General features: G+C 58.8%; 21 protein-coding genes and 1 pseudogene. 7 read left to right on the forward strand and 15 right to left on the reverse strand.

Features of this window, described 5'->3' with window-relative positions; translation table 11 throughout:
• Positions 1-2 precede the first annotated feature (2 nt).
• Positions 3-1,484, reverse strand: coding sequence for a glycerol kinase GlpK (gene glpK / locus QP027_RS10520; protein WP_284824663.1), 1,482 nt, complete (start codon positions 1,482-1,484; stop codon positions 3-5).
• A 19-nt stretch (positions 1,485-1,503) separates the two neighbouring features.
• Here glpK and QP027_RS10525 point away from each other — a divergent pair, with 19 nt between their 5' ends.
• Positions 1,504-2,049, forward strand: a complete 546-nt coding sequence (locus QP027_RS10525; RefSeq protein ID WP_284824665.1) for a hypothetical protein — start codon at positions 1,504-1,506, stop codon at positions 2,047-2,049.
• A 3-nt stretch (positions 2,050-2,052) separates the two neighbouring features.
• On the opposite strand, the gene QP027_RS10530 is transcribed toward QP027_RS10525, so the two are convergent.
• From QP027_RS10530 to serS, 3 genes and pseudogenes are all read right to left on the reverse strand, one after another.
• On the reverse strand, positions 2,053-2,874 hold the full coding sequence (locus tag QP027_RS10530) for an HAD family hydrolase (RefSeq protein WP_284824667.1): 822 nt from the start codon (positions 2,872-2,874) through the stop codon (positions 2,053-2,055).
• Positions 2,875-3,768, reverse strand: coding sequence for a lysophospholipid acyltransferase family protein (locus QP027_RS10535; protein WP_284824669.1), 894 nt, complete (start codon positions 3,766-3,768; stop codon positions 2,875-2,877). It abuts the gene before it with no gap.
• Positions 3,769-5,027 (reverse strand): annotated as a pseudogene (gene serS / locus QP027_RS10540) (serine--tRNA ligase).
• A gap of 112 nt (positions 5,028-5,139) precedes the next feature.
• Here serS and QP027_RS10545 point away from each other — a divergent pair.
• From QP027_RS10545 to QP027_RS10555, 3 genes are read left to right on the forward strand one after another with little or no spacing between them, the layout of a single operon-like run.
• Positions 5,140-5,916, forward strand: coding sequence for a GntR family transcriptional regulator (locus QP027_RS10545; RefSeq protein ID WP_284824671.1), 777 nt, complete (start codon positions 5,140-5,142; stop codon positions 5,914-5,916).
• A gap of 12 nt (positions 5,917-5,928) precedes the next feature.
• Complete coding sequence (locus QP027_RS10550) at positions 5,929-6,948, forward strand: septum formation family protein (protein ID WP_284824673.1); 1,020 nt, start codon at positions 5,929-5,931, stop codon at positions 6,946-6,948.
• Positions 6,949-6,956: 8 nt separating this feature from the next.
• Positions 6,957-7,304, forward strand: a complete 348-nt coding sequence (locus tag QP027_RS10555; protein ID WP_284827024.1) for a metallopeptidase family protein — start codon at positions 6,957-6,959, stop codon at positions 7,302-7,304.
• Here QP027_RS10555 and QP027_RS10560 read toward each other — a convergent pair.
• Both QP027_RS10560 and pheA read right to left on the reverse strand, forming a co-directional pair.
• Positions 7,301-7,894, reverse strand: a complete 594-nt coding sequence (locus tag QP027_RS10560) for a histidine phosphatase family protein (RefSeq protein ID WP_284824675.1) — start codon at positions 7,892-7,894, stop codon at positions 7,301-7,303. The genes QP027_RS10555 and QP027_RS10560 overlap by 4 nt on opposite strands.
• 5 nt (positions 7,895-7,899) lie before the next feature.
• Positions 7,900-8,829, reverse strand: coding sequence for a prephenate dehydratase (gene pheA, locus QP027_RS10565; RefSeq protein ID WP_284824676.1), 930 nt, complete (start codon positions 8,827-8,829; stop codon positions 7,900-7,902).
• 75 nt (positions 8,830-8,904) lie between these two features.
• Here pheA and QP027_RS10570 point away from each other — a divergent pair, with 75 nt between their 5' ends.
• A complete protein-coding gene (locus QP027_RS10570; protein ID WP_432418633.1) occupies positions 8,905-9,552 on the forward strand; it encodes a CPBP family intramembrane glutamic endopeptidase in 648 nt (215 codons plus the stop codon).
• A 57-nt stretch (positions 9,553-9,609) separates the two neighbouring features.
• Entirely contained in the window at positions 9,610-10,896 is a 1,287-nt protein-coding gene (locus QP027_RS10575; RefSeq protein WP_284824680.1) for an LCP family protein, read from the forward strand.
• A gap of 152 nt (positions 10,897-11,048) precedes the next feature.
• Here QP027_RS10575 and QP027_RS10580 read toward each other — a convergent pair whose 3' ends face one another.
• The 8 genes from QP027_RS10580 to QP027_RS10615 form a co-directional block, all read right to left on the reverse strand.
• Positions 11,049-12,182: an ABC transporter ATP-binding protein gene (locus tag QP027_RS10580; RefSeq protein ID WP_284824681.1), complete on the reverse strand. Its 1,134-nt coding sequence runs from the start codon at positions 12,180-12,182 to the stop codon at positions 11,049-11,051.
• Between the two features lie 42 nt (positions 12,183-12,224).
• Entirely contained in the window at positions 12,225-13,535 is a 1,311-nt protein-coding gene (locus QP027_RS10585; protein ID WP_284824683.1) for an ABC transporter substrate-binding protein, read from the reverse strand.
• Positions 13,536-13,599: 64 nt separating this feature from the next.
• A complete protein-coding gene (locus QP027_RS10590; protein ID WP_284824685.1) occupies positions 13,600-14,529 on the reverse strand; it encodes a carbohydrate ABC transporter permease in 930 nt (309 codons plus the stop codon).
• Positions 14,529-15,479 carry a carbohydrate ABC transporter permease gene (locus QP027_RS10595; protein ID WP_284824687.1) on the reverse strand — a complete coding sequence of 317 codons (951 nt, stop codon included), beginning with the start codon at positions 15,477-15,479 and terminating at the stop codon, positions 14,529-14,531. Before QP027_RS10595 ends, QP027_RS10590 begins: the two co-directional genes overlap by 1 nt.
• A gap of 171 nt (positions 15,480-15,650) precedes the next feature.
• Positions 15,651-16,556, reverse strand: a complete 906-nt coding sequence (locus QP027_RS10600; protein WP_284824688.1) for a DUF5926 family protein — start codon at positions 16,554-16,556, stop codon at positions 15,651-15,653.
• A 10-nt stretch (positions 16,557-16,566) separates the two neighbouring features.
• Entirely contained in the window at positions 16,567-17,280 is a 714-nt protein-coding gene (locus tag QP027_RS10605) for a glycerophosphodiester phosphodiesterase family protein (protein ID WP_284824689.1), read from the reverse strand.
• The gene (locus QP027_RS10610; protein ID WP_284824691.1) at positions 17,277-19,136 is read right to left on the reverse strand and encodes a pyruvate kinase; all 1,860 of its coding nucleotides are present in this window, start codon (positions 19,134-19,136) and stop codon (positions 17,277-17,279) included. The genes QP027_RS10605 and QP027_RS10610 overlap by 4 nt, the downstream gene beginning before the upstream one ends.
• Before the next feature lie 88 nt (positions 19,137-19,224).
• Positions 19,225-20,169 carry an L-lactate dehydrogenase gene (locus QP027_RS10615; protein WP_284824693.1) on the reverse strand — a complete coding sequence of 315 codons (945 nt, stop codon included), beginning with the start codon at positions 20,167-20,169 and terminating at the stop codon, positions 19,225-19,227.
• A gap of 188 nt (positions 20,170-20,357) precedes the next feature.
• Here QP027_RS10615 and QP027_RS10620 point away from each other — a divergent pair, with 188 nt between their 5' ends.
• On the forward strand, positions 20,358-22,289 hold the full coding sequence (locus QP027_RS10620) for an alpha/beta-hydrolase family protein (RefSeq protein ID WP_284824695.1): 1,932 nt from the start codon (positions 20,358-20,360) through the stop codon (positions 22,287-22,289).
• On the opposite strand, the gene QP027_RS10625 is transcribed toward QP027_RS10620, so the two are convergent.
• Positions 22,177-23,832: an alkaline phosphatase D family protein gene (locus QP027_RS10625; protein WP_349293166.1), complete on the reverse strand. Its 1,656-nt coding sequence runs from the start codon at positions 23,830-23,832 to the stop codon at positions 22,177-22,179. The two genes, QP027_RS10620 and QP027_RS10625, sit on opposite strands and share 113 nt — an antisense overlap.
• Positions 23,833-24,406 lie beyond the last annotated feature (574 nt).

Here is a 24,406-nt window from a genome sequence, read left to right on the forward strand (position 1 = left end):
TACTACGCCAAGTCGTAGGAGCGCGCGACAGCGTCCTCCCACTGAGCAATGAGCCGGTCCCGGTCGGGGCCGGCCATTTTGCTTTCCCAGGTGGTTTCGTCGCCAAGCGACAACGGCTCGTCGATCAGCCCTGCCCCGACGGCGGCCGCGCTGGCAGCACCCATCACCGTCGTTTCGGCGTTATCTGGGCGCGTCACCTGCGCCCCGATCAGGTCCGCCTGCATCTGCATCAGCAGGTTATTTTCCGTCATACCGCCATCAACCCGCAAGCTTTCCAGCTTGATTCCGCTATCGGCCTCCATCGCCCGAGTGACTTCGAGGGTCTGCAGGCACGTGGCTTCCAGGGCGGAGCGAGCGATGTGTCGCTTGTCGACGAAGCGCGTCAGCCCCGTAATCACCCCGCGAGCATCGGGGCGCCAGCGTGGTGCGAAGAGCCCAGAGAATGCGGGCACAATAGTGACTCCAGCTGAGTCTGACACTTGGGCCGCCAGCTTCTCCGACTCGGCAGCGGTCGAAAGGATCCCAAGTTGGTCGCGCAACCACTGGATGAGCGATCCACCGACTGCCACAGACCCTTCGATGGCATACACCGGGGGCTCATTTTCCTTCTGGTAGGCAACGGTGGTGAGCATTCCGTTGCGCGACACTTGCGGGGTGTCACCGGTGTTTAGCAGCATAAACAACCCAGTGCCGTAGGTCATCTTGCCGCTACCGGGTGTCAGGCAGTTTTGGCCGAACAGCGCCGCCTGTTGATCACCCAGCACTCCGGTGATAGGAACCCCGGCGAGTGTGCCACGGTGGCGCACACGCCCAACCTCACCGATCGAGGGACGAATTTCGGGGAGCATGCTGATGGGGACTCCGAGTTCGTCGCAAAGCTCTACATCCCATTGGCACGTGTGGATGTCCATGAGCAAGGTGCGCGAGGCGTTGGTGACGTCGGTGACGTGCACAGCCTCGCTGCCTTCGTCGTTAAGCGCACCGCCGGTCAAGTGCCAGATGAGCCAAGTGTCTATCGTGCCGGCAAGCAACTCACCACGTTCTGCGCGTTCGCGGGCGCCCTCGACGTTGTCCAGGATCCAGGCCCATTTCGGCCCCGCCGGGTATGAGTTGGCCAACAGGCCGGTGCGTTCGAGATACCTCGCTTGGTCTTTGTCACGGTCGCCGGTACGCGTGTCTTGCCAGACAATCGCGTTGTACACCGGCTCACCGGTGCTTTTGTCCCAAACGATGGCTGTTTCGCGCTGGTTGGTCACTCCCAGCGCTGAGATCTTTTCGGCGGACACATCGATCGCGACCATCGCCGCAGAGACCGCGCGGCGAACATTGCGCCATAGCTCCTTCGGGTCGTGCTCCACCCAGCCTTCGCGGGGCATGATCTGCTTGTGCTCGAACTGCGCCTGCGCCAACACGGTGCCAGTGAGGTCCGTGATCACACATCGAGTGGAGGTGGTACCTTGGTCAATCGCGGCGATGAGAGTCATAGCCCTTATTGTTACATTTATGCTTTTGATCACAGGAACGCGTCCCGGTGTCCCACTCCCCGGCCTCGTTTTTGAGAACTCTCACGCCATCGGGGCGGACTACCGCGCGAACCGCCTGTCTGTGTTGACTGGCCAGTATCCGCAGCGTGGCGCAACGACGCGTGTCGACGATATCCTGGCCGATCTTGAGATCATCGAGCTCGAAGAGATCACCGAGTGCCCGCCCCTTGATCAGGTAGTGTGCTGTGCGGAGCTAACGGGAAGATTCTCAATCTACTGGCCCGGCGTTGCTGAATCCGGTGTGTGCAACGAACTGACCTCACTCATCGACATTGCGCCGACCCTCATTGCAATTGCAGGTGGCGACGTGCGCCCGAATTCGCCGTTGTCCTTTGACGGGCTGAACCTAGTCCCCGTGATGCGCCACGGCGCCAGCGGGCACGGGGCGCTATTTTTTGACGACGGTCGCGTCCTCGGGCCACATGGCTACCTTGATCAGGCCCGCGCTGCCGACGAATGGGGCTTCTGGCAGCAGATGATCGCGCAGCAAGGCCCGCTCATGTAGCTGCTAAAACCACTTTTCTAGCACGAGTGCAACGCCGAAATCGTCGTTCGAGGTGGTCACGAAATCTGCCACTTCTTGGACAAGTGGCGCGGCGTTAGACATTGCGATTCCGGTTCCGGCCCACGCGAGCATTTCGATGTCGTTAGGCATATCTCCGAAAGTTGCCACATCTTGCTGCTCTACGCCGAGCTGCGCCGCCAGGGTCGAGACTCCCGTGGCCTTGTTGATACCCGGCGCGGCGATTTCCAGCAGGCCATCGTTCATCGAGTAGGTAACGTGCGCTTCCTCAGGGTCGATCTCGTCTGCGATGAGGTCGAACATCTCCGCAGATGAAATAGCCAGGTTGCGCAGGATCATCTTCACCGCGGGCTGCGCGACCAACTCGTGCAAAGGCTGCACACCGTGGCCTTCGGACCACACCTCGGTGGAGTAGTTCGGGGTGGTAACAAACGCTTCTTCTTCGGGGTCAAACGCTGATTGGCCAACCCGTTCCGCGCCAAAGGCCACTCCCCCATGTGGTTCGTAGACGTGCTGTGCGATGTCAGCGATCCGCGCCATCACGTCTGGGTCGAGGGTGTGGGCGGTGAGAACCTTGTCCTCAGACGGGTCGTATAACACTGCCCCGTTGGCGCAGATACACATCGGACGAATCGGCAGCTGATCTATCACCGGGAAAACCCAGCGGTGTGGGCGCCCGGTTGCCAGTGCGAAATGGGCACCGGAGTGAACCGCGCGCATTACTGCGTCGCGCAACCTCGGTGTCACTCGATCGTGGGAATCCAGAAAGGTTCCGTCGATATCGCTGGCAATCAGGCGGGGAGTCATTTAGGTCACGTCCTTTTTCAGTGCCCTATCGGCACGTCTGTTAATCTTGCGCGCTTCTTTCGCTTTCTTCTTCTCGATTTTCTCGGCTTTCACGCGGCGGTTGATGTCATCTGCTTCTTCGAGAGTTGGTGCGGTGCCACCCATCGAGGCTGGCATCCAGTCCATGCCGGGTTCGAACGGGCCGAAGCGCTCGTTGTACTCAGCGCGGACGTCGTCGAGAAGCACCTGCATCGCTGCCTTCAAGCGGGCGATGACTTCATCGGATGTGCCAGTTGTGTCCACTGGTTCGCCTAGGCGAATGATCACTGGGTAGCCATTGCGTCCCAGCTCCTTTTCGCGGCCTTTTGTCCAGAAGCGTTGGGAGCCCCACGTGACCATCGGAATCAGTGGCGCATCGGCCTGCTGTGCAATGCGTGCGGCACCGTTTTTAAAGTTTGCCAGTTCAAAGGACCGAGAGATGGTTGCTTCGGGGAAAATGCCGACGAGTTGGCCCCGATAGATGCGCTCGACAGCAGCATCGACGCTGGAGCCACCGGCCGAACGATCGACTGGGATGTGCCACATCGAGTTCATGATGTTGCCTAGGACCGGAACATCGAAAACTTCCCTCTTCGCCATGAAGCGTAGCAGCCGCTTTCCGCGGATGTGCGGGGCGACTTCACCGAACATGAAGTCGTAGTAGCCGGTGTGGTTCATCGCGATGATCGCACCAGATTCTGCAGGAATGTGCTCCGCGCCGTAGCACGTTACCTGTACTTTTTGTAGGCGCAGCAGGCCCTTGAGCCGGCCGATCACCCACTGGTAAAAGCGCTCTTTCGATTCCGTCGGGTGAAGTGGAAATTCCTCGAGGTCTGCAGGTACCTGGAACTGACCTGCTGCGATGCGGTATTCCATCTACTTCACCGGGGTGATCACGTCTTTGCCCATGAATGCGCGCAGCGCCTCAGGGACGACGACAGAGCCGTCGGCTTGCTGATTGTTCTCCAAGATCGCAACCAACCAGCGGGTAGTAGCCAGGGTGCCGTTCAAAGTAGCCACGGTCTGGGTCTTTCCCTCCTCATCGCGGTAGCGCGTGTTCAGGCGGCGACCCTGAAACGTGGTGCAGTTAGAAGTAGAGGTGAGTTCGCGGTAGGTCTCCTGGGTTGGCACCCACGCCTCGGTATCGAACTTGCGGGCAGCGGAGGATCCAAGGTCTCCACCTGCAACGTCAATGATGCGGTATGGAACCTCGACTGAGGCCAGCATCTCGCGCTCAAGTCCCAGCAGCTTCTGGTGCATCTCTTCTGCTTCCTCGGGCTTGCAGTAAACAAACATTTCCAGCTTGTCAAACTGGTGCACGCGCAAAATACCGCGGGTGTCCTTGCCGTAAGAACCTGCCTCTCGGCGGAAGCAGGAGGACCAGCCGGCGTACAGCAGCGGGCCGTCAGACAGATCCACGATTTCATCTTTGTGGTAGCCCGCCAGAGCCACCTCGGAGGTACCCACCAGGTACATGTCGTCGCGTTCGAGGAAGTACACCTCTTCCGAGTGATCGCCAAGGAAGCCGGTACCCTGCATAATCTCTGGCCGCACGAGCACAGGCGGGATCATCAGCTTGAAACCGGCCTCGCGCGCCTTCTGCGCAGCGAGAGTCAGCATCGCAAGCTGCATCCACGCGCCGTCACCGGTGAGGTAGTAGAAACGAGCGCCGCCGACCTTGGTGCCACGCTTCATGTCGATTAATCCGAGGGACTCGCCTAGGTCGAGGTGATCCTTTGGCTCGAAGTCGAACTCTGGAACTTCGCCGACGTGCTCCAACACGACGAAGTCATCTTCGCCTCCGGGAGGGCCCCCTCAACGACGTTGTCGATCTGGTACTGCAGCTCCTGGACGCGGTCCTCGGCAGCCTTTTGCTCCTCCTCGGCAGTCTTGACCTTTGACTTTAGCTCGTTGGAGCCTTCCAGCAGCGCTGGTCGCTCTTCCGGGGTCGCCTGGCCAATCTTCTTGCCAAATGCCTTTTGTTCGCCTCGGAGTTCGTCGGCAGTTTGGATCGCTTGGCGACGCGCCTCGTCGGCTTCAAGCAGCTTGTCGACGAGACTTGGGTCCTGGCCACGGTTCATCTGGGAAGCGCGGACAACGTCGGGATTTTCGCGGAGCATCTTCAGATCAATCACAATCAATAAGCCTACCGGGAAGCCGTCACAGTTTTGGTGAGACCCCGTCTTTCCTCGGCCTTTCACAAGGAAACGTCGCGCTGGTTATGACCACCAGAGTAGGATGGTGCGTATGGACCGCGAGGCAGAGACTGCTGCGACGGCTTCACGCCTGTCGACGAGCACAAGGACGATCACGGAGGGCCCAGAGCCTAAGCACGCGCAATTACGTGCGATCTTGGAAGAACTGTGCGATACCACCCTGAAACCAGGCGAATTGCTCCCCGGCGAGCGCGTCCTCGAAGAGCAATTCAGCGTTTCACGCATCACCGTTCGTCGCGCCATCGGCGATCTTGTCGCAGCGGGAAAGCTCCGTCGTGTCAGGGGCAAAGGCACGTTCGTTGCACCGAACCCCTTGGTCAGTCGCCTTCACCTTGCATCGTTTTCCGACGAAATGCGCGCCCAGAAGGTCGATGCGACATCGAAGATTCTTCTTTCCGCACGCGATACCGCGCCGGATGACGTGGTCAACTTCTTCCGCTCTCAATCCACCGCACAGCACATCCATTTGCGACGCCTCCGCCTCGGTGATGGTGAGCCCTATTCCATTGATGACGCCTGGTATAACGGACATTTCACTCCCGACCTGCTGGAAAACGACGTATACAATTCTGTGTATACGCTCCTAGAAAAGAATTACGGACTGCCTGTCACAGAGGCCGATCAAACCGTGACAGCTGTTGCCGCAAGTGATTCTCAAGCCGCGTTGTTGGACGTTTCCCCCGGTAGTCCCCTCTTGCACATTGTGAGGTTTGCGCGCTCCGGGGACAAGCCTGTTGAGTTATGCGCATCGGTATACCGCACCGATAGGTACCGGTTGACTACCAGAGTTACACGAGAACTGGACTAGAGTTAGGACATTATGTCTTCCACATCTACTTGGCGTTCCCCCGCAGGCGTGCGCGCCCTGCTGATTGCAGCACTTGCAGGGACCGTCGCCGTGGGTTCTTTCTACTACTTTTCCGACGAGCCCGGCGACTCAACCACGCAGGCGTCGCAAATCACGGATCCAGCAGCTGATTCAGACACTACTTCGGCCGAGCCGATCGCGCCGTTTACCACAGCCGACAAAGGTTCCTGCCTAACGTGGGACATCGACGACGACGGTGAAGTAAGCAACTTCGAACAAACCAGCTGCGATACTGAGCACCGCTTTGAGGTCAGCGTGCGCGAAGACCTAGGCACCTACCCCACCAGTGAGTTCGGCCGCGACGCCGACATGCCAACCCAAACACGTCAGGCCCAGCTGCGCGAGGAGCTCTGCCACACGCCGACGATCCGTTACCTTGACGGCCGCTACGACTCAGTGGGCAAGTACTCCATCGCCCCGATCCTTCCTCCCGCAGCCGCCTGGGAACAGGGCGACCGCACCATGTTGTGTGGCCTCCAAGTCACCGACTCCACTGGCACCCCGCAGCTCAATGAGGGCCGCGCGGTAGAACAGGATCAAGCCAACTACGCCGAGCCCGGCGAATGTGTTGTCGCCGATTCTTCCAACGTCGTCCAAACCGTGGACTGCGGGGAAGACCACGCCATCGAGGTCACTCGGGTGGAAAATCTCGCCCCAGTATTCCCGGACAGCACCCCAAGCATCGAGGATCAGGACGAGCACCTTAAAGATGTCTGCACCGACGCAGCAATCGAGTTCCTAGGCGGCGAGGAAAACCTCTATCAGTCCACCTTGCAGCCTTATTGGGGAACACTTCCGGCGGAGCGCTGGGAAGGTGGCAGCCGCACCGTGAACTGTGGCCTGGTCCACGCCAACAATGACGGCGGTTTCTCTTCGCTAAAGGGTAGCGCTACAGCAGGTCGCGACGGGTTCACCATCGACGGCGAAAAGCCGGCAGAGCAACCAGAACGCGACCCGATCCGCGAAAACTAAGCACCATGATGAACCCCGTAAGCGATGAATTTTTCGAGTCGCTTATCGACGACGCCCTCGACGAGCTCCCCGAGCAGTTCGCGCGCAACATGACCAACGTGGTCGTGCTCGCGCGGGCCTACAACGAGGACAATCCAACGCTGCTGGGCCTCTTCGAGGGTGTCCCGCTACCTGAGCAGCACGCGAACCACTCGGGTTTCCTACCCGATGCCATCTTCATCTACAAGGACGCTCTGGAACGGGTGTGCTTGGATGAGCAGGAGCTTCGTCGTGAAGTGAAAACCACAGTTTTTCACGAAGTCGGTCACTACTTCGGACTCGAAGAAGAAGACCTCCACCGCTTGGGTTGGGGCTAGAGCTCTTCGTCGCCCCAGCGCACCAATTCCCACTGACCGAATTCGCCCACGGGGTTGAGCACTACAAAACGGCAGTTGTGCAGGATCGCACGCTGGGCAAACTTCGGATCAACGTTGGTTGCGCGCGCCGCGAAAGTACGAATCGCGGAGCCATGACTGACCACTACTGAGGTGTGCTCAAGAAGCGGTTCCACGCCGGTGCGGTACCGATCGAGGAACGTCTCTAGGTTCTCGCCGCCGGTCAGCATCGCGTTGGTGTCGCCGGTGAAGAACTGGTGCACTACCTCGTGGTATTCGATCAGCGCTTCGTCGTGTGTAGCCATTTCATGCACGCCGGCTGCGATTTCATGCAGTCCCGCGATGGCCGGGATGTCGTCGAAAAGCGAGCCGAACGCGTGGTGCCCGGTCTGGCGCGCGCGGAGGGCCTCACTGGTGACGATGCGCTCTGGGGCGTACAGATCCATGATCTCTGGACCAACGTCGCGCGATTGCTGCTGGCCAAGTTCGGTCAGCGCTGCGCCCGGCAGTTTGGTGTCCAGTGCGCGTTTGACGTTGGAGTGGGTTTGTCCGTGGCGCAGGAGTACGAGCATGTCAGTCAGCGTCCTTCTTGGGCATCCTTTACCCAGTTCGTGGCGGCTTCGAGGCGGGCAATGTCGTGAGCTAGGGCCTTTTCGCGTTCTTCCCCGGCGGCGGCAGGCCAGGAACCGAGGAAAGTCACGGAGTTGGCGCGCAGCCACAGGTTGCGAAGAGCTTCGGCAAGTGGTGCGTCATCGATATGGCCTACAAGGTCAACGTAGAAATTATATGTCCTCGCCGTCTTTCTTGTTGGGCGAGACTCAATGCGTGACATGTTCACACCACGGAACGCGAACTCCTGCAGGGCACCGACCAATGTGCCTGGCTCGTTGGGTAGATCGAAGACGACAAAGGAGCGGTCCTTGCCCGTGCGCGGAGTGGGCTTTCCCGTAGGTCCCACGACAATGAAGCGAGTCTGTGCCGTGGCCATATCGGCAATGCCTTGCGCGTGGACTTCCAGCCCGAACAAGTCTGCCGCGCGCAGCGGTGCGGCCGCGACATCCGCCTCACCGTCGGCCACAGCCTTGGCCGCCGCCGCGTTCGATGATGCGGCTGTGAAGCTGACCTGCGGAATGTTATTCGCTACCCAGTCGCGCACTTGGCGCTGGGCTACGGGGTGGGTGGAAAAACGCCTCACATCGGTTAGCTGCGCACCCGGGCGGGTCATGATCGCAAAAGAGATCGACAGCTCAAGTTCGTCATAAATCTGCACGCCCGGGGCCTCGATCAGCGCGTCGGTCGTCGACGTGACCGCACCATCCACGGAGTTCTCGATCGCCACAACCGCGAACTGCGCCTCGCCAGTACGAATCAGGTTCAGCGCCTCCGAGGGGGACTCGGCCGGCAACGCGGTGACCTCCCCCTGCCCGAACGCACCCTGGTCGCGAAACTTCCACAAAGCCTCTTCCGTGAAGGTTCCGGCTGGTCCAAGGTACGCAACAGTTGTCATGGGTTCTACCCTACAGTGGTGGGCGTGAGTCGCATTTCAAAAGAGATCCTCCTTGTTCTCACCATTACATTCGGCATGAGCGGTGTGCGTTCGACCCTGCGACTTGTCAACGATCTCCTCGCCGCCGATGCCCTCAACGACCAAGATGTCACGCTCAACTCACGCTTATCGACGAGCGCCTGGCTCGACTTCGCCCTCCAACTGACCAGCGCAGCGACCCTGTTTGCTTGGGGCCTCCTGGCGTTGTTCTTACTAGAGGCCACTTTGCCGCGCCTGCGTCTTCCCGACTGGGGTTGGGGTGCATGCCTTGCCGCCCTGATCGGCATCCCTGGTTTGGGGCTATATCTGCTCGCGCTACAGATGGGTTTGTCAAAGGAAGTCATCCCCACCACCGAGGCCGCGCAGATCCCCGTTTTGCTGCTGTGGAGCGCCGCCAACGCATTTGGCGAAGAAGTCGTCGTAGTCATGTGGCTGATCACTCGATTGAAGCAACTTCGTTGGTCGCCAGCGGCTGCGATCGCCGCATCGAGTGTGCTGCGCGGCTCCTACCACCTGTACCAGGGTGTCTCGGCGGGCTTTGGCAATATCGTGATGGGTGTCGTGTTTGGCTATTATTACCACCGCACGGGCAAGATCTGGCCCCTGATTATCGCGCACTTCCTGATCGATGCCGTCGCGTTTGTTGGCTATTTGGTGTTAGATCTTTCTTGGCTTGGGCTTTAAGCTCGCTTCAACACCAACAGTCCCAACTGTCACACGCCTAGGGCTAGGATAAAAACCATGTCTAGCGATCCACGCTTCCCCACACCCCGCGACAACTCCGACGACATCGTCCGCGGGGCAGACGGCAAACCCCTCGTCGATCGCTACGGGCGCCCCGTCCACCGCCGCCCGTCCCGTCCTTCGCAACCACAGCGCCCGCGTTACGACGAATCCACCCGCATGGACCTCCCCCGCACCGAACGGCCACGCACCGACCGCCCGCGCCAACAAATGCCACCGCGGCGCCCAGCGTATGAGCCCCGCCGTACCCCGTACTCCTCCCAGCAACCGCGCCCGTCTTACGAGCAGCCGGGTCGTCGTCAAGCACCTGCGCCACAGCCGGAACCCGTGCCAATGCACATCACCGAACGACAGGCACCCCGCCGACGAGCGCCTCGACGTCGCCGCCGTGGGGGCTGCATGTCGGGCTTCACGATGATCATCGCGACCATTCTGGTTCTCGGCATCGTGGCAGTCCTACTCGCCGACGCACGCCTCACGCGCGTCGACGCATTCCCCGACGAACCAATCGCGAACACAGCTGGAACCAACTGGCTGCTCGTGGGCTCCGACTCCCGCCAAGGGCTTAGCGACGAAGACGTCGAACGCCTAGGAACCGGCGGCGAAGTAGGACCGAGCCGTACCGACACCATCATGATCATGCACATCCCAACTACGGGCACGCCCACCTTGGTGTCGATCCCGCGTGACTCGCTGGTAAGTATCCCTGGTTACGGCGAAGACAAGATCAACGCATCCTTTGCCTACGGCGGCCCGAAGTTGCTGGCCACCACCGTGGAACAGGAAACCGGGCTGCGCATCGACCACTACGCTGAGATCGGCATGGGTGGTCTAGCGGGCGTTGTCGATGCCATCGGCGGTGTCGAACTATGTCCCGAGTACCCCATCCAGGACCCTCTCGCGGCATTAGACGTGCAGGCTGGTTGCCAAAACATGGACGGTGCCACCGCCCTCGGCTACGTGCGTACCCGTGCCACTCCGCAGGGCGACATCGACCGTGTTGCTCGCCAGCGCGAGTTCATGGGCGCGTTGATGTCCAAGGTCACTTCGGCCAGCGTGCTGGCGAACCCAATCCGCAGCATCTCCCTGCTGTTTAGCAGCGTGGCGATGTTCCAGGTGGGCGACGGCGACCACATTTGGCACCTGTTGCGCTTGGTCTTCGCCTTCGCGGGCGACAACAACTCGGAGACTGTCCCTGTCGGTGGCTTCATGGACACATCTGTGGGCAACGTGGTGCTCTGGGACGAGTACGCGGCCGAGGAACTCTTCGCCTCATTGCGCTAGATCGGCGGCATTGGCGGGTTCGGCGGGTTCGGCGGGTTCCACGGCAAAACCCGAATTGCAAAGCCCGAACGCCCTGGATAGAAACTCGTAACGAGTTCTCGCATCCAGGGCGTTCGGGTTTTGTCGTTCGGGATGTACGCTACACGCCAGAACTACAGGTAATTCAGGTTGATTTCGGTCTCCGGGTCGAAGAAGACCACGCTGCCTGGAACCGGGCGGACACGGATGGTATCGCCCTGATCCAGGGTGCCCTTAGGCGCGCGCACGGTGATGCGCTCGCCGCGGACAGTAACTGGAGAATCCGCAGTCATGATCGGGTGGCAGTACGCGTACTGCTCGGAACCCAAGTGCTCAACCAACGCGACCTCAAGCGGAACAGACGGTGTGTCCAACGGCGCGTCACTGTTGATCGCTACGATCTCCCAGTTCTCTGGACGCACACCGATGATGACCTTGTCGCCCTTCACTTTTGCAGCCTGTTCAGAGGTCATGCCGAGGTCAAGAGTGTGGCCCTCACCGAGGACCGCGCGGCCGTTTTCCACTGCAATTCCGTCGAGCAGCGACATCGACGGGGAGCCGATGAAGGTTGCCACGAAGGTGTTGCCTGGATTTTCGTAGAGTACCGCTGGGCTGTCGACCTGCTGAAGGATGCCACTCTTGAGTACGCAGACGCGATCGCCCAAGGTCATTGCCTCGGTCTGGTCGTGGGTGACGTACACGGTGGTGGTGCCCAATTCACGCTGGAGAGCAGCGATTTGTGCTCGGGTGGACACACGGAGCTTGGCATCCAGGTTGGACAGTGGCTCGTCCATGAGGAAGACCTTTGGCTGGCGCACGATTGCACGCCCCATGGCCACACGCTGACGCTGGCCACCGGACATCGCCGCCGGCTTCTTGTCGATGAGATCCTCAAGTTCGAGCATCTTGGTGGCAAATGCGACGCGCTCGTCGATAGTCGCCTTGTCTACCTTCTTGTTTTCCAACGCGAAGGCCATGTTCTGGCGTGCGGTCATGTTTGGGTACAAAGCGTACGACTGGAACACCATTGCCACGTCACGGTCACGAGCGCGGGTTTCGGTGACATCCTTGCCGTCGATGAAGATTTGGCCCTCGTCGATAGGCTCCAACCCGGCGAGCATGCGCAAAGTTGTTGACTTACCGCAACCGGAAGGTCCGACGAGGACGAGGAACTCCCCGTCTGCAATATCAAGGTTGACACGGCTTACCGCTGGTGGGCGCTCTGGATCGTAGATCCTGGACGCCTGGCGAAATTCTACAGTTGCCATGAAAGCTTCACTGTCCTTTCAGAGGGGGTGTGCTGATTCCGCTTAGAGCAGCGGCTGGATGTCACGATCGATGACATCCTGGGTTTCCTTAGCCAGATCCTCGAAGACGGTCTTGACGTCTTCCTGTGCGATGGCGATGCGATCGAGCGCAGCACCGACGCGCTGGCCACCACCAGGAACGAAGACGCGAGCGTAGTCCTGTGGCTGGGTGTTCTGTTCCAGCTGGTCCAAGGCGGTCTTTGCGTTTGGGTTCTCTTCCAGGTAGGCAACCTCGTCTGGGTGCTCAACGGCATCCTTACGCATTGGCATGTAGCCAGTTGCCTGGGAGAACTTAATGGTGTTCTCGGTGTTGGTCAGGAAGTCGATGAATTTCAGGGCCTTGACCTTGCGGTCGTCGGCGATGCCAGATGGGATCGCAACGCCAGCACCGCCGGTTGGGCAGGATGGGCCCGGACCAGGCAGGAAGGTAGTGATGAATTCGACGCTAGCGGTTTCGGTCAGACCACCGAGGGAACCGGTGGACTGCAACAATGCCGCAGAGTTGCCGTTGCCGAATGCAACTGTTGGGTCGGTGGAGATCTCGAAGTGGCCAAGCTTGACCTGCTGCTGCAGGAATTCTCCAGCCTTGATAGTTGCGTCTTCGGTGAAGGTAGGCTCCCACTCTTGCGAGTAAGCGCCACCAAATGCCCAAACCATGCCCTGGAAGTACCAGTCAAGGTAGTTGGAGCCGTCAGGGATGACGACAACTGGCTTGTCGCCGATTACTTCCTTGATCTTTGGTGCCCACTCTGCAAACTCTTCCCAGGTCTCTGGACCGCGGTCGGTCGGCAGGCCAGATTCTGCCAGTATGTCGGTGTTCCAGTACATCAAGCAGGTGGAGCGGCAGTAAGGAACGCCGTAGTGTCCACCCTCGTACGCGTAGTCCTCACGCAGGGTGTCGACGATGGTGTCTGGGTCGACACCGGCTTCTTCCCAGAGGTCGTCGAGGTTGGTGGTCTGCTCGTTCAGTGCGAAGTTGAACCAGGTGACGTCGGAAGCAACGATCAGGTCCGGCAATTCACCACCGGAAAGAGCCGCGTTGAACTTTTGGCCGAGTTCTTCATAGTTTGAGCCGCCGGTGATGAGCTCAACCTGCGCATCCTCGTTGTCCTTGTTCCACGCTTCGATGATTTCTTTCTCGATGTCCTGGGAGGAGCCAGGGTGGTTGGACCAGAATTTCAGTGGGGAGCCGTCATCCTTTGCGGAGCTGCCGCCGCCGGAGCCTGCGCAAGCGGTCAGTGCGACGGAGGATGCTGCAACTGCGCCGAGGCCCAGTGCGTGACGACGAGAGAGTTCAATGTTGAGCGGGTTCATGATGATGTCCTTTTCAGTAAGGCGGTGGGGTGGGAAAATTGGTGAGCTGACGGGGTGGGTGACACTATCCCTTGACCGCACCAGCGGTCAGGCCCTTGATCATGTTCTTCTGCAAGAGCAAGAACACGAGCAACATTGGGACGGTTGTGAGGACGGTGCCTGCCATCACTGGACCCCAGTTGGTCAGACCTTCTGCGTCTTGCAGTCGGGTCAGGCCAACCGGCAGCGGTGCGGTTGCAGCAGTATCGGTGATGAGGAATGGCCAGAGGTACTGGTTCCATTCACCGACGACGGTGATCAAGATAAACGCCGACAGCGTCGGCCATGACATTGGCAGCACTACCTTGAACAAGGTGGTCCAGAAACCGGCGCCGTCCATGGATGCTGCTTCCATGATCTCCTTTGGCAAGGAGAGGAAGTGGTTGCGCATCAGGTAGGTGCCGAATGCCACTGCCGCGAGCGGCAGGATGACACCCATGTAGGTGTTGCGCAGACCCATTTCCGCGATCAGCGCGTAGTTGGAAATAATGGTGATCTGGTTCGGCACCATCAAAGTTGCGATCACCAGGAGGAACAGTACGTTTCTTCCCGGGAAGCGAAGGAATGCGAAGCCGTAAGCACTCAGCACACCCAAGGTGACTTCAATGATCGTCAGCACAGTGGTGATGATCATGGAGTTACGGAAGTACTCCAGGAAGCCAGAGACTTCAAGGACACGAATGTAGTTACCTACCTCTACAGGGTTAGGCCAAAAAGAGATCGGGTCAGCGTAAATGTCACTGTATGTCTTCAACGACGTGATGACGATGAAATACATCGGAACCATGATGACGAGCACTGTCACAACTAGTGCGATGTAGCCGAGAGCTTTTGACCAGACAGACGAGTGCTCTACTCCAGCGCCTTTACGATTGCGCTGTTTGTCGGTGATTGTTGGTTCGCCATCACCTTGAGTGCCGGGTACTGGTGGAAGAGCGCGTTCAGGTGCAGTCATTATTCATTCCCCTTCTCTTGGAAGCGGACCTGGATGGCAGTGACAACCAAGACGACGAGGAACATGATCGTCGCCACGGCGGCACCGTAACCTGCACGTCCGTTAACGAATGTTTCTTGGTAAACCTGGAACACCATCGTGGAGGTGCCGTAACCGAACGGCCCGCCCTTGGTCATTGCGTTGATGATGTCGAAGACTTGGAAAGAATTGAGCAGCACGGTGATCGACAGGAAGAACGTGGTGCCACGAAGCTGTGGCATGAGTACGCGGAAGAAACGACGCGTAGCCGAGGTTCCGTCGATCTCGGCGGCTTCATCAAGATCTTCTCGACGACCCTGCAACGCGGCAAGGTAAATCACGAAGACGTAGCCGACATTTTTCCAAATGTAGGTTGTCGTAACCATGAACAACGCCCAGTTGGAGTTTTGGTAGAAGTTCGGAACATCAACGTTGATCAAGTTGAGGAAGTACTGGATCAAGCCGTAGTTTGGGTCGAAAACAAACTGGAAAGCCACACCAATGGCTGCGCCTGCAATGACATAGGGTGCGAACACCATCGATCGAACTGCGCCGCGACCAAAGAGTTTCTGATCGAGGAGTAGCGCCAGAGCTAAGCCGATCACCATCGAGCCGACAACCGCTGCGAGGGTGAAAACCACGGTGTTGAAAACAACTCTGGCCGTGTCATCAGCTGTGAACCACTCGATGTAGTTCTGGAAACCGATGAAGGTCTGACGGGTAGACGAAATATTCCAGTGGTAAAAACTCAACCGGATATTGTCAAGGAGAGGGCGGTAGGTAAAAACCGCGAGCAGGATAAGGTTCGGACCGACGAGCAGCATAGCGAGACCGAACTGCTTCCAGTCAATGGATCCACGCGCCTTTTTCTGCTGCGCGTATTCTTCATTAACTTTTGGCTTTTCAGTCACCGCTGGAATCAACGTGGACATGACAGCTAATCCTAAGAATGCAAAGTTACGCGATTCTTAACAACTGGATAGCAGAGAAACAACTCTTCACGAACAGAATGCAGATAGGTATGCTCTACACCCTGACAAGGAAAAAGCCACCGGGCCCCGCATAACAGCACGGAACTCCAGTGGCTGACATCACACGAATAACTAGATTGTCACCTGGCGAGACTTAATGTTTTCTAATTGTCGGCGCTCTTCGGCAGACAGTTGCGCATCGTTTGCGTACTCTTTTTCGATGGCATCGTTCAACGCCTGCAACGCGTCGCCGTAGGAGTCGTGTTCAACCTCTGGATCAAGATCGAAAACAGGAACGACGACACCGTGGGTGCGGAAGGCTCCTGCAAACTTGGTGCCTTCGCCCAAGTTCAGCTCACCACGCGCACCGATTCGAGCCAATGCGTTGAGCATGTCGGTCTCATTGTCCTCGGTACGGATCCAACGGATGTGTGCTTTTCCACCACCCGGGTTGACCCACCAGATCGATCCCGGCAAATCCTTCTCCACCTGGCGGGAAGGAATGACAGAATCGTTCGCGCGCTGCAGCATCTGCTGGATTTCCAGTGGCATGCCGGAGGCGTTGGAGAACCACCAGTTGAAATCGTCGTACTCGGAAATCTCCAACGTGGCATCTGCTTCGATCAACTCGGTGATCTTTGGCTGGGTGCCGTCGGCAACACCGGAAGACAGCGAGTCGCCTGGCTTCGCCTCAAGAACCCAGTTCAATGCGAACGCAAGGTCGCGACCCGGATTCTGGGAACGAGCCTGGGTTTGCAGTGCGACGAAACGCGCATCGTCGTCGTCACGCACCATGGCCGCAACTGCACCTGGCAGCACGGTCACAATGTTTACTGGGGTGCCTTTGACCTCGAGGGACGCGACTGCGGAAGGAACAAACTCCTGCAGGGCGACAAGGTCAGCTTCTGCGACAAGACCTGCGTACGGGCGAGGATCCTTCTGCAGCGCTTCGCGCTCCGCGGCGCGGGCAGCCAGCTTTGCCTGACGGCGACTCATGCCTTCAGGGAGCTGTTCATTCTTACGGTTCTTTTTGGCCATGGGCCCTAATCTACCGCAACGTCTCCAGCGCCAGTTCGGGAAGGTTGGTCGCCATCACATCTACACCGTTGTCGCGGCACCAGATCATGTCGTCCGGATCATCCACGGTCCACATGTAGGTGTTCATGCCGCGCAAACCGACAAGGACTGGGTCGGCCTTCGCTTGCGTAATGGAAGGCCCCACACCGGCTGGCTTAGAGAAGAAGATATGGTTTCGATTCCAGCGTGCGTCGCGGGGATCAACCAAGTAGTAGCAATCAAGAGCGGGAAGCAGACGAGCAAAACGACGCATCGCCGCGTGCGAGAACGAAATCAGATTGATCCGGGGGTCCTCGTGCAACCCTGCGTATCGCAACCGCACCGCCACCTGCTCCTCCACCTCAGGACCAAACCGCGAAGGGTGCTTCGTTTCCAGATAGAGCTCTTTATCAGGATAATCCTGCATGAGCTCCAGGAGCTCGTCGAGAAGCAAGATGCGCTGGGGGTCATCTTCGGTGCCGACGTTGAATTGTCGCAGCTCCTCGAAGTCCATTTTCGCGACCAAACCGGTGCCATCCGAGGTGCGGTCGATGGTTTTGTCGTGCTGGACGACGAGGCGACCATCTCGTGTTAACCGCACATCGCATTCAACACCGTCAATTGGCAGTTTCAGTGCCTCGTCGAAGGCGCGATGGGTCAGTTCAGGGTATTTGCCTGAGTATCCGCGGTGAGCGACGATCTTCACAGTGCGTTTTCCCAGCTACCGATACGACGCAACATCTGACGGTTCTTCCTCTGGGAACGGCCCAAACGCGACGACATCTCTTCGAGAATGCGAATCGCGTCGGTGATGTGTGGGCCCTTGTTCAGCATCACGCACTCGGCACGCAGCGCGTAGCCCGCGTCAGTCATCTCGGCGCGGGATGGGAGGCCGGTCTTGGCTAGGTTTTCCAGAATCTGAGTCGCCATAATGACTGGCACGTGTGCAGCCTCAGCCATCTGCATGATCAAGCGAGGTACCTCGGCCATACGCGCGAAACCAAGCTCGACGGCAAGGTCGCCACGTGCAACCATGATGCCCAGTTTCGGATGACGCATGCCTTCCAGAAGGACACTTGCCAGCTGCTCGTACGCCGGGATCGTCTCAATCTTCAACACAATTCCCAGATTGCGAATTCTGTCGGCCTTCTCCGGAGCCTCATTGGCAATGCGCTCGAGGTTCTCCAGCACGTTTGCCACATCGGCGGCGGTGCGAATGAATGAGACGTTCGCAATATCCGCATTGTGCGCGACGAACTCAAACGCTGCGAGGTCCTCGTCGGTCAAACTTGGCAACGGAATGTCTGTGTCAGGCAGGTTAATGCCCTTGTAGGCCGCCAGGTTCACACCGTTCGCACCCGCGCGGGTTACCTCAAGTACCGCTTCGTCGTGCTCGCCATTTTTTCGCTTTTCGACGACCACCGCTGCGATGGAGCCATCGTCGAAAAGCACGTTGTGGCCAACTTCGAGTGCAGTCACTGCCTCGGGAGCGGTGCAGCCAATGGTCGTGGTCTGGCCTTCGATGACCTTCGCCGGTTCCTGCGAGGTTGTGAGCACCAGGCAATCGCCGGCGTGCAGACGAATCCTGACCTCGATCGGCTCAACACCGGAAACGCGGGTGCGTTCCCAGTTGTGCTCCAACATCGTCGTGTTTGCAATGTAGGCGTTTTGATTCCCGTGTGCGATGACCAAGCCATCTTCGCGAACATCACGCACAGTGAAACGACGCTTCGAGTTCCGGTTATCGCGCAGGGAGATGACGGAGCCAACCTCGATATTTTCCAGCCAGGCAGGGTCTACCTGCAGGTTGACGCCTGGACGACCTGGTTCCTCTGGGGGAGTCGGCACCTCAGAACCGATCGCCGACAAATACAGCTTTGCCGGGCTGGTTACTTCGCCAGCGGCCGTGCGCGTCACGCGAGCACGGTTGACAGCTGGCCCCGGTTCGATTTCACCGGTGCGAACCTTTGGACCAGCAAGGTCCATCGCGACGCGAATCTCGCGGCCGACCGCGCTAGCGGCCTCGTGGACATTCGCAATCATGCGTTCCCAGGCCTCGAGGCCGTCATGTGCGCAGTTGATGCGCGCGAGTTCCATGCCGGCCTCAGCGAAGCCCTTCACCAGTTCGAAGTCATCTGCGGCTTCGGCAGGCAAGGTCACCATGATGCGCGAGTGAGTCTCCTCAGACGTTGGACCGAAGAGAGCATCCGCGTGCTCTTCAAGAATATCGTCGGCGCGCGCGAATGCATCTGAGATCGTCTTCGCCGGGTACGTCAGTTCGTTGCCAGCGTATGCATCCAACACGTTGTGCGCTGCTTCGAGACGAGCCAGAACGGCTGGCTCGGTCGTCGTCAAGCGGGTTGCGCCAACCGACGACAAACCTGCCTGCAGCTTGCGCAGCTCCTGGTTTCGCAAAGCGGTGTAATGCACCAGGTTGCGCGCGCCGTCCGCGTGGGTTTCGGCAACCTTGTCAATCGCTTCGGCCTGATGTTCCGCTTCTTTCTCTACGTTGGAAATCACGGTGTCGAGCTGAGTGATCAGCTCTTTAACGAACTCTTGCATTAGTCAATTCTCCTCGCACACAGATGTGATCTCTATTGTGCATTGCTTTCCGAAAACTCGCAGACCGTAGCGAGCCACCACCTACCGGCTAAAAGTGCAGCTGCTGTACGGCGCGCAGCGTGTCGACGGAATGCGCGAACCGTTCCTTCTCGTGATCGTCGAGTTCCAGCTCGACCACCCGCCGGACTCCGGAACGGTCCAACACCGCAGGGGTACCGATATAGATGTCTTCCTCGCCGTATTCGCCGTTAAGCAGCACTGAAACGGGCAAGGCCACTCCCTGGTTGTGGATAATGGCTCGGGTCATGCGCGCCAACCCCATGCCGATGCCATACGACGTCGACCCCTTTGCGTCGATGATCTCGTACGCAGCATCGCGGGTCTCCTCAAAGATTTTCTCGATGCGCTGGGTAAAGCCGGCGTCTTTATCCATCTGGCGACGCATGGACACACCCGCGACGGTGCCGGATGAAACCACGGGCAGTTCCGAGTCGCCGTGCTCGCCGATGATGTAGGCGTGAATCGACATGGGAGAAACACCCGCCAATTCGCCGAGCATAAAGCGGTAGCGTGCCGAGTCCAGAATCGTGCCCGAGCCGATGACTCGGCTGGCATCATAACCTGAGTAGCGCCATACGCCGTAGGAGAGAATGTCTACGGGATTCGTTGCAACGAGGAAGATGCCGTCGAAGCCCGCAGCCATCGTTTTATCAACCACGTCCTTCATCACGGCAAGGTTCTTTTCCACCAGCTGCAGGCGCGTCTCGCCCGGCTTCTGCGGAATGCCAGCGCAAATTACGACAATCGTCGCGTCTTTGCAGTCCTCATACGTTCCCTCTGAAACCGTAGTGGCAGACGGCGCCCAAACCACACCGTGATTGAGGTCCATCACATGTCCGCGAGTTTTCTTCGCATTGATATCGATGATCGCGAGATGATCGACAATTCCCTGATTGACCAATGCAAAGGCATACGCAACACCGACGTCGCCCGCACCGACGAGAACAACTTTATTTCCCACAAGATTCTTCATGAATTGACGCTTCCTAGTTTGAAACTGGTTTTAGTCTGGCAAAAATTCTGAGCTGTGTGAGGCTGAATGGTTCGTCCGCCAAAATTATTGCGCACTTCCTCAGGCCTCGCATGGTATGAAGACAACTTGCGTTGTTGTTATGTTTCCATGTCCTGCACCGCTGGCGCATTTCTGCCAAAATGGCCCACATGAAGACTGGTCAACGCATCGCAATCACCGCGATGCGTTCGGCGTTGCAAGTCGCACAGTTCGGACTCGAGGTGTACGCAGACCTTACCCCTGGTGTTCGCATGCGTGGCCTGCGCAGACTGCCCCAAAACTTGGGCGCCGGCATTCTCGGTGCCGAAGTTGCCACGTGGTGGGCAATCTCGCCCTCGCTGCTGCCCCGCAAATGGTGGGTCACCGCGGCCAACGTCGCTATTTGTCAGGGTTTCGGCCATGCGGTAGGCACTGGCGTGCGCTTTCTTCTCCGCAAGATCCGTCGTACTACGGGTCGCGGGCCAACGCTCAAGAATCTGCAGACTTTCAACGCTGTCGGCCACGTTGTCCTCGGAGTGGTCACCGGTGTCGTTGCCTTGCGTGCCCCGACGCGACATCGCACCCAGGTGGAACTGGTGGAACTACCCCGCTACGTTAACTTCAACGGTCCATTCGTCGGGGCGGTCGTTGGAACCGCAGGTTACGGCGTGATCCTGCTGCTCGGCGAGGCGCTGCAAAATTGGATCGACCGCACGAATCACCAACTACGCCGCTGGCTCCCTCCGGTGATCAGCTGGCCAGCAGCGTTGATTGCAGTGGGCACGGCGGTGTATTTCACCACCGACCGGATGCTCATTCGTCGCTGGTTGTCCAACGCATCCAAGAAGGCTGAGCTACTGAACCAGCAGGTTTTCCCCGGTGCGCGCCGGCCCCGTGAACCGGAACGCTCCGCCTCACGGGAATCTCTGGAGAGTTGGGACAATGTCGGCAGACAGGGCCGTGCCTTGCTTTCCGCCGGTCCTCGCAAGAGCGACATCCACATCGTCATCGGCGAAGAATCGACGGAACCGATCCGCATTTTCGCCGGGCGCATCGAAGGCCGCACCACCGAGGATCAGGTCAACCTCGTCCTCGCCGAAATGGAACGCACCGGCGCTTTTCGACGACCCGCCATCGCTATCATGACCAGTGCAGGGACCGGCTGGCTCAACGATTTCTCCACCTCATCTTTCGAGTTCCTCACCCGTGGCAACTGCGCCATCGTCGGCATCCAGTACTCGTTCATGCCGTCGGCGTTGTCGTACGTCGTTGACCGCACCAGCCCCGTTGCAGCGTCGAAGGCGCTGATCAAAGCTGTGCGCGCGCGTATCGACGAGCTCCCCGAGGGCGACCGCCCCAAACTCTATGTCGCAGGTGAATCACTTGGCGCCTACGGTATTGCCGACTCATTCGCTACGTACGAGGAGCTCCTCGACATTGTCGACGGCGCAGTGTTCACTGGCGCTCCCGGTTTCACCCGCATGCACGCGCGGCTAACGCGTCGTCGCGAAGCAGGTTCGCCGGAACGCCTCCCGCTGATCGATGGCGGGCGCAACGTGCGATTCGTTGCCACGCCTGCGCACTTGCACTATGACTACGCCGGCGACTCCTACCGCCACCAGTGGAACTCCCCGCGCGTGATCTTTGCACAGCACGCCTCCGACCCCGTCGTGTGGTGGGACTGGGACCTCTTCCTGCGGGAACCCGACTGGCTGCGCGAGCCTGGATCTCGTGGCGTGCCCGCACCCGAAGCCCAACAGCTGGATGTCTTCCAAGGACTGCGCTGGGTGCCGTTCATCACCGGCTGGCAGGTCGGACTCGACCAAGTGAACTCACTGGATTTCCCTGGAGCCCACGGCCACGCATACCACGACGAGACCATCGCGTACTGGGCTGCCGTTCTCGATATCGAGCTCACCCCGGCCCATGCCCGCCGGATCGCGCGCTGGATCCGGCGCGACATCAAACGTGTCCGCGACCAGAAATTGTTCAGGCCAAGACGCTACCGTCAAAACTCATTTTCGGCCCCATCTGTACAGGGGAACCCGCAACCGTCACATCATCCACCCGCAGCCACGTCATCTGGCACTGCTCGGACGTAATCTCAGCGATCGCGTAGCCGTGCGCATCCAGATCCACGTGCTTGATGTGCGGGTTGTGCGCGCGCACCACACCTTCCGCTGTACGTGAAAGTGCTGAATCCGGTGGTGTCTGCAGGATGTCATCGATATTCGGCGCGCTTACCGACGAACACACCATCTCCGCAGCAACCACCCGACCTTCGTGCTCAATCTGGTTCGCCCACTCCGAGTGGATATCTCCGGTGAGGAACATCGTTTTTCCGTCAAGGTTGGCCAGAAGCCGTTCGCGGTCAGCGACGTAGCCGTCCCACTGGTCCAAGTTCACCGGCGTACCCGCTAGATCAAGTCCGACCATCTCCGCCAGCGGTTTCGCCACCGAGTTTTCCAGGGGCTTCAGGTCCAGCGGTGCCATCATCACCGAAGTACCGATCAGATCCCATGTCGCACGTGACGTTTCCAGCCTGCCTTGGAGCCACTGAAACTGCTCAGAGCCCATGATCGTGCGTTTCTTATTCCCGGCGCGTGCCGGGTTAAAGAATCCCGGCTCGCTGCGGTACGAGCGGAGGTCGAGCATGTGGATATCGGCCAGCGTGCCAAAGCTCAAGCTGCGGTAAATATGGCCCCCACGCGACGGCGCAGTTCCACGAATCGGAAGCCATTCCAAGTAGGCCTGCATCGCTGCGTCTCGACGACTGCCCCAATCGCCATCCGCCGTAGCGTGATTCTTGGAACCACCCTCCCAGGAATCGTCGGCGATCTCGTGATCGTCCCAGGTCACCACCCACGGAAGCGCGGCGTGTGCGTCTTGGAGCGCAGTGTCTCGTCGATAAGCGCCGTAGCGGGTGCGATAGTCGCTGAGCGTACGAATCTCGTGGCGCGGTGAGTGCGGGCGCACGACTCCGAATTTGCCGGCGTATTCGCCCGATGCGTACTCGTAAATGTAATCACCCATGTGCACGACAATGTCAAGTTCGTCATCCCAACCACGCTGTGCAATGTCCGAATAGGCCTGGAAATAGCCCGCTTCGTAATTGGCACAAGAGCAAACGGCGAGAGTCAGCTTCTCCGGAGTCGCATCCGCCGCGGGAGCGGTACGGGTTTTGCCGAGTCGGGATGTTTCGCCGAGCGCATGGAAGCGGTAGAAGTAGGTCGTGTCCGGTTCGAGCCCAAATGGATCAACGTTGACGGTGTGGTCGTGTTCCGCTGTGGTGACCGTGTGTCCCGCGCGGATAGTGCTGGTAAATTCCTGATCAAGGGCAATTTCCCAGGACACTTCCACCGGCTCGCCTAGGCCCGAACCCGGCACTGCTTCCGGCGTTGGCGTAATGCGCGTCCACAGCATAACCGTCGCTGGTAGTGGGTCGCCCGAAGCCACGCCATGCATGAAGGTACGGTGCTCGTGCGCGGCGTAGGCCTCCGGCTGGGAATGCGTCGCGTCGTTGGCACGGGCGGCACCGACCAGCTGAGCCGTGTTTTGCGAGGTAGGCACCACAGCAGCTGCGCCGACGATCACCGAAGATCGCATAACGGCGCGACGCGTGAACTGTGTCTTTGCCTCTTGCACAACTGCATTGTGGCTCTAATCTGTCAATCTTGCCAGGCTTGTTAAGCAATGTTCACGCAGGTAAACGATGGGTTACAGATAGATGGGGTTTCTGGTTTCGTCGTGGTTGCGCGTGCGGTCGTGTGCGTTGCACCTGCGTCTGGTTTTCACATGGAAAACCATGAACGGCGATCCTCACCTTTTCACGGGGGTTTCGGGATCGCGGACTTTCTGCCCTGTTCCTATTTGGGAGCTAGGTATTGGCCACGAGTCTTCTTCTACAGAAGATGTTCTGGATCTAATTGTCCAGATTAGGCTGTTTGAGGATAGGGTGTTCGCGGAATGTACACTCGCAGAATTAATTGAGCTCAATTGTTATAAAGACCTCTCTTCTCTTATTCTGTGATACACCAAATGGCATACCGTTGGAGTAATGGAATGGAATCCAGAGCAAAGACTACACCAGGAAACCGCCCCATTTTCTGACTACTTCGCCACGACAAGAATCCCTAATTTACAACTAGCCGAAGAACCGGATCATAACCGCTGGGGGTCCTCAAAGTTTTTTTGGGGGAAAGAAGAACACCCCGGGAAC

Source organism: Corynebacterium breve (assembly GCF_030252165.1).
GTDB lineage: Bacteria > Actinomycetota > Actinomycetes > Mycobacteriales > Mycobacteriaceae > Corynebacterium > Corynebacterium breve.

Bases quoted from the DNA above. Each gene is read 5' to 3' on its own strand.
- glpK (WP_284824663.1), bottom strand. From the start codon at position 1,484: ATGACTCTCATCGCCGCGATTGACCAAGGTACCACCTCCACTCGATGT.
- QP027_RS10525 (WP_284824665.1), top strand. From the start codon at position 1,504: ATGCTTTTGATCACAGGAACGCGTCCCGGTGTCCCACTCCCCGGCCTC.
- QP027_RS10530 (WP_284824667.1), bottom strand. From the start codon at position 2,874: ATGACTCCCCGCCTGATTGCCAGCGATATCGACGGAACCTTTCTGGAT.
- QP027_RS10535 (WP_284824669.1), bottom strand. From the start codon at position 3,768: ATGGAATACCGCATCGCAGCAGGTCAGTTCCAGGTACCTGCAGACCTC.
- QP027_RS10545 (WP_284824671.1), top strand. From the start codon at position 5,140: ATGGACCGCGAGGCAGAGACTGCTGCGACGGCTTCACGCCTGTCGACG.
- QP027_RS10550 (WP_284824673.1), top strand. From the start codon at position 5,929: ATGTCTTCCACATCTACTTGGCGTTCCCCCGCAGGCGTGCGCGCCCTG.
- QP027_RS10555 (WP_284827024.1), top strand. From the start codon at position 6,957: ATGAACCCCGTAAGCGATGAATTTTTCGAGTCGCTTATCGACGACGCC.
- QP027_RS10560 (WP_284824675.1), bottom strand. From the start codon at position 7,894: ATGCTCGTACTCCTGCGCCACGGACAAACCCACTCCAACGTCAAACGC.
- pheA (WP_284824676.1), bottom strand. From the start codon at position 8,829: ATGACAACTGTTGCGTACCTTGGACCAGCCGGAACCTTCACGGAAGAG.
- QP027_RS10570 (WP_432418633.1), top strand. From the start codon at position 8,905: ATGAGCGGTGTGCGTTCGACCCTGCGACTTGTCAACGATCTCCTCGCC.
- QP027_RS10575 (WP_284824680.1), top strand. From the start codon at position 9,610: ATGTCTAGCGATCCACGCTTCCCCACACCCCGCGACAACTCCGACGAC.
- QP027_RS10580 (WP_284824681.1), bottom strand. From the start codon at position 12,182: ATGGCAACTGTAGAATTTCGCCAGGCGTCCAGGATCTACGATCCAGAG.
- QP027_RS10585 (WP_284824683.1), bottom strand. From the start codon at position 13,535: ATGAACCCGCTCAACATTGAACTCTCTCGTCGTCACGCACTGGGCCTC.
- QP027_RS10590 (WP_284824685.1), bottom strand. From the start codon at position 14,529: ATGACTGCACCTGAACGCGCTCTTCCACCAGTACCCGGCACTCAAGGT.
- QP027_RS10595 (WP_284824687.1), bottom strand. From the start codon at position 15,479: ATGTCCACGTTGATTCCAGCGGTGACTGAAAAGCCAAAAGTTAATGAA.
- QP027_RS10600 (WP_284824688.1), bottom strand. From the start codon at position 16,556: ATGGCCAAAAAGAACCGTAAGAATGAACAGCTCCCTGAAGGCATGAGT.
- QP027_RS10610 (WP_284824691.1), bottom strand. From the start codon at position 19,136: ATGCAAGAGTTCGTTAAAGAGCTGATCACTCAGCTCGACACCGTGATT.
- QP027_RS10615 (WP_284824693.1), bottom strand. From the start codon at position 20,169: ATGAAGAATCTTGTGGGAAATAAAGTTGTTCTCGTCGGTGCGGGCGAC.
- QP027_RS10620 (WP_284824695.1), top strand. From the start codon at position 20,358: ATGAAGACTGGTCAACGCATCGCAATCACCGCGATGCGTTCGGCGTTG.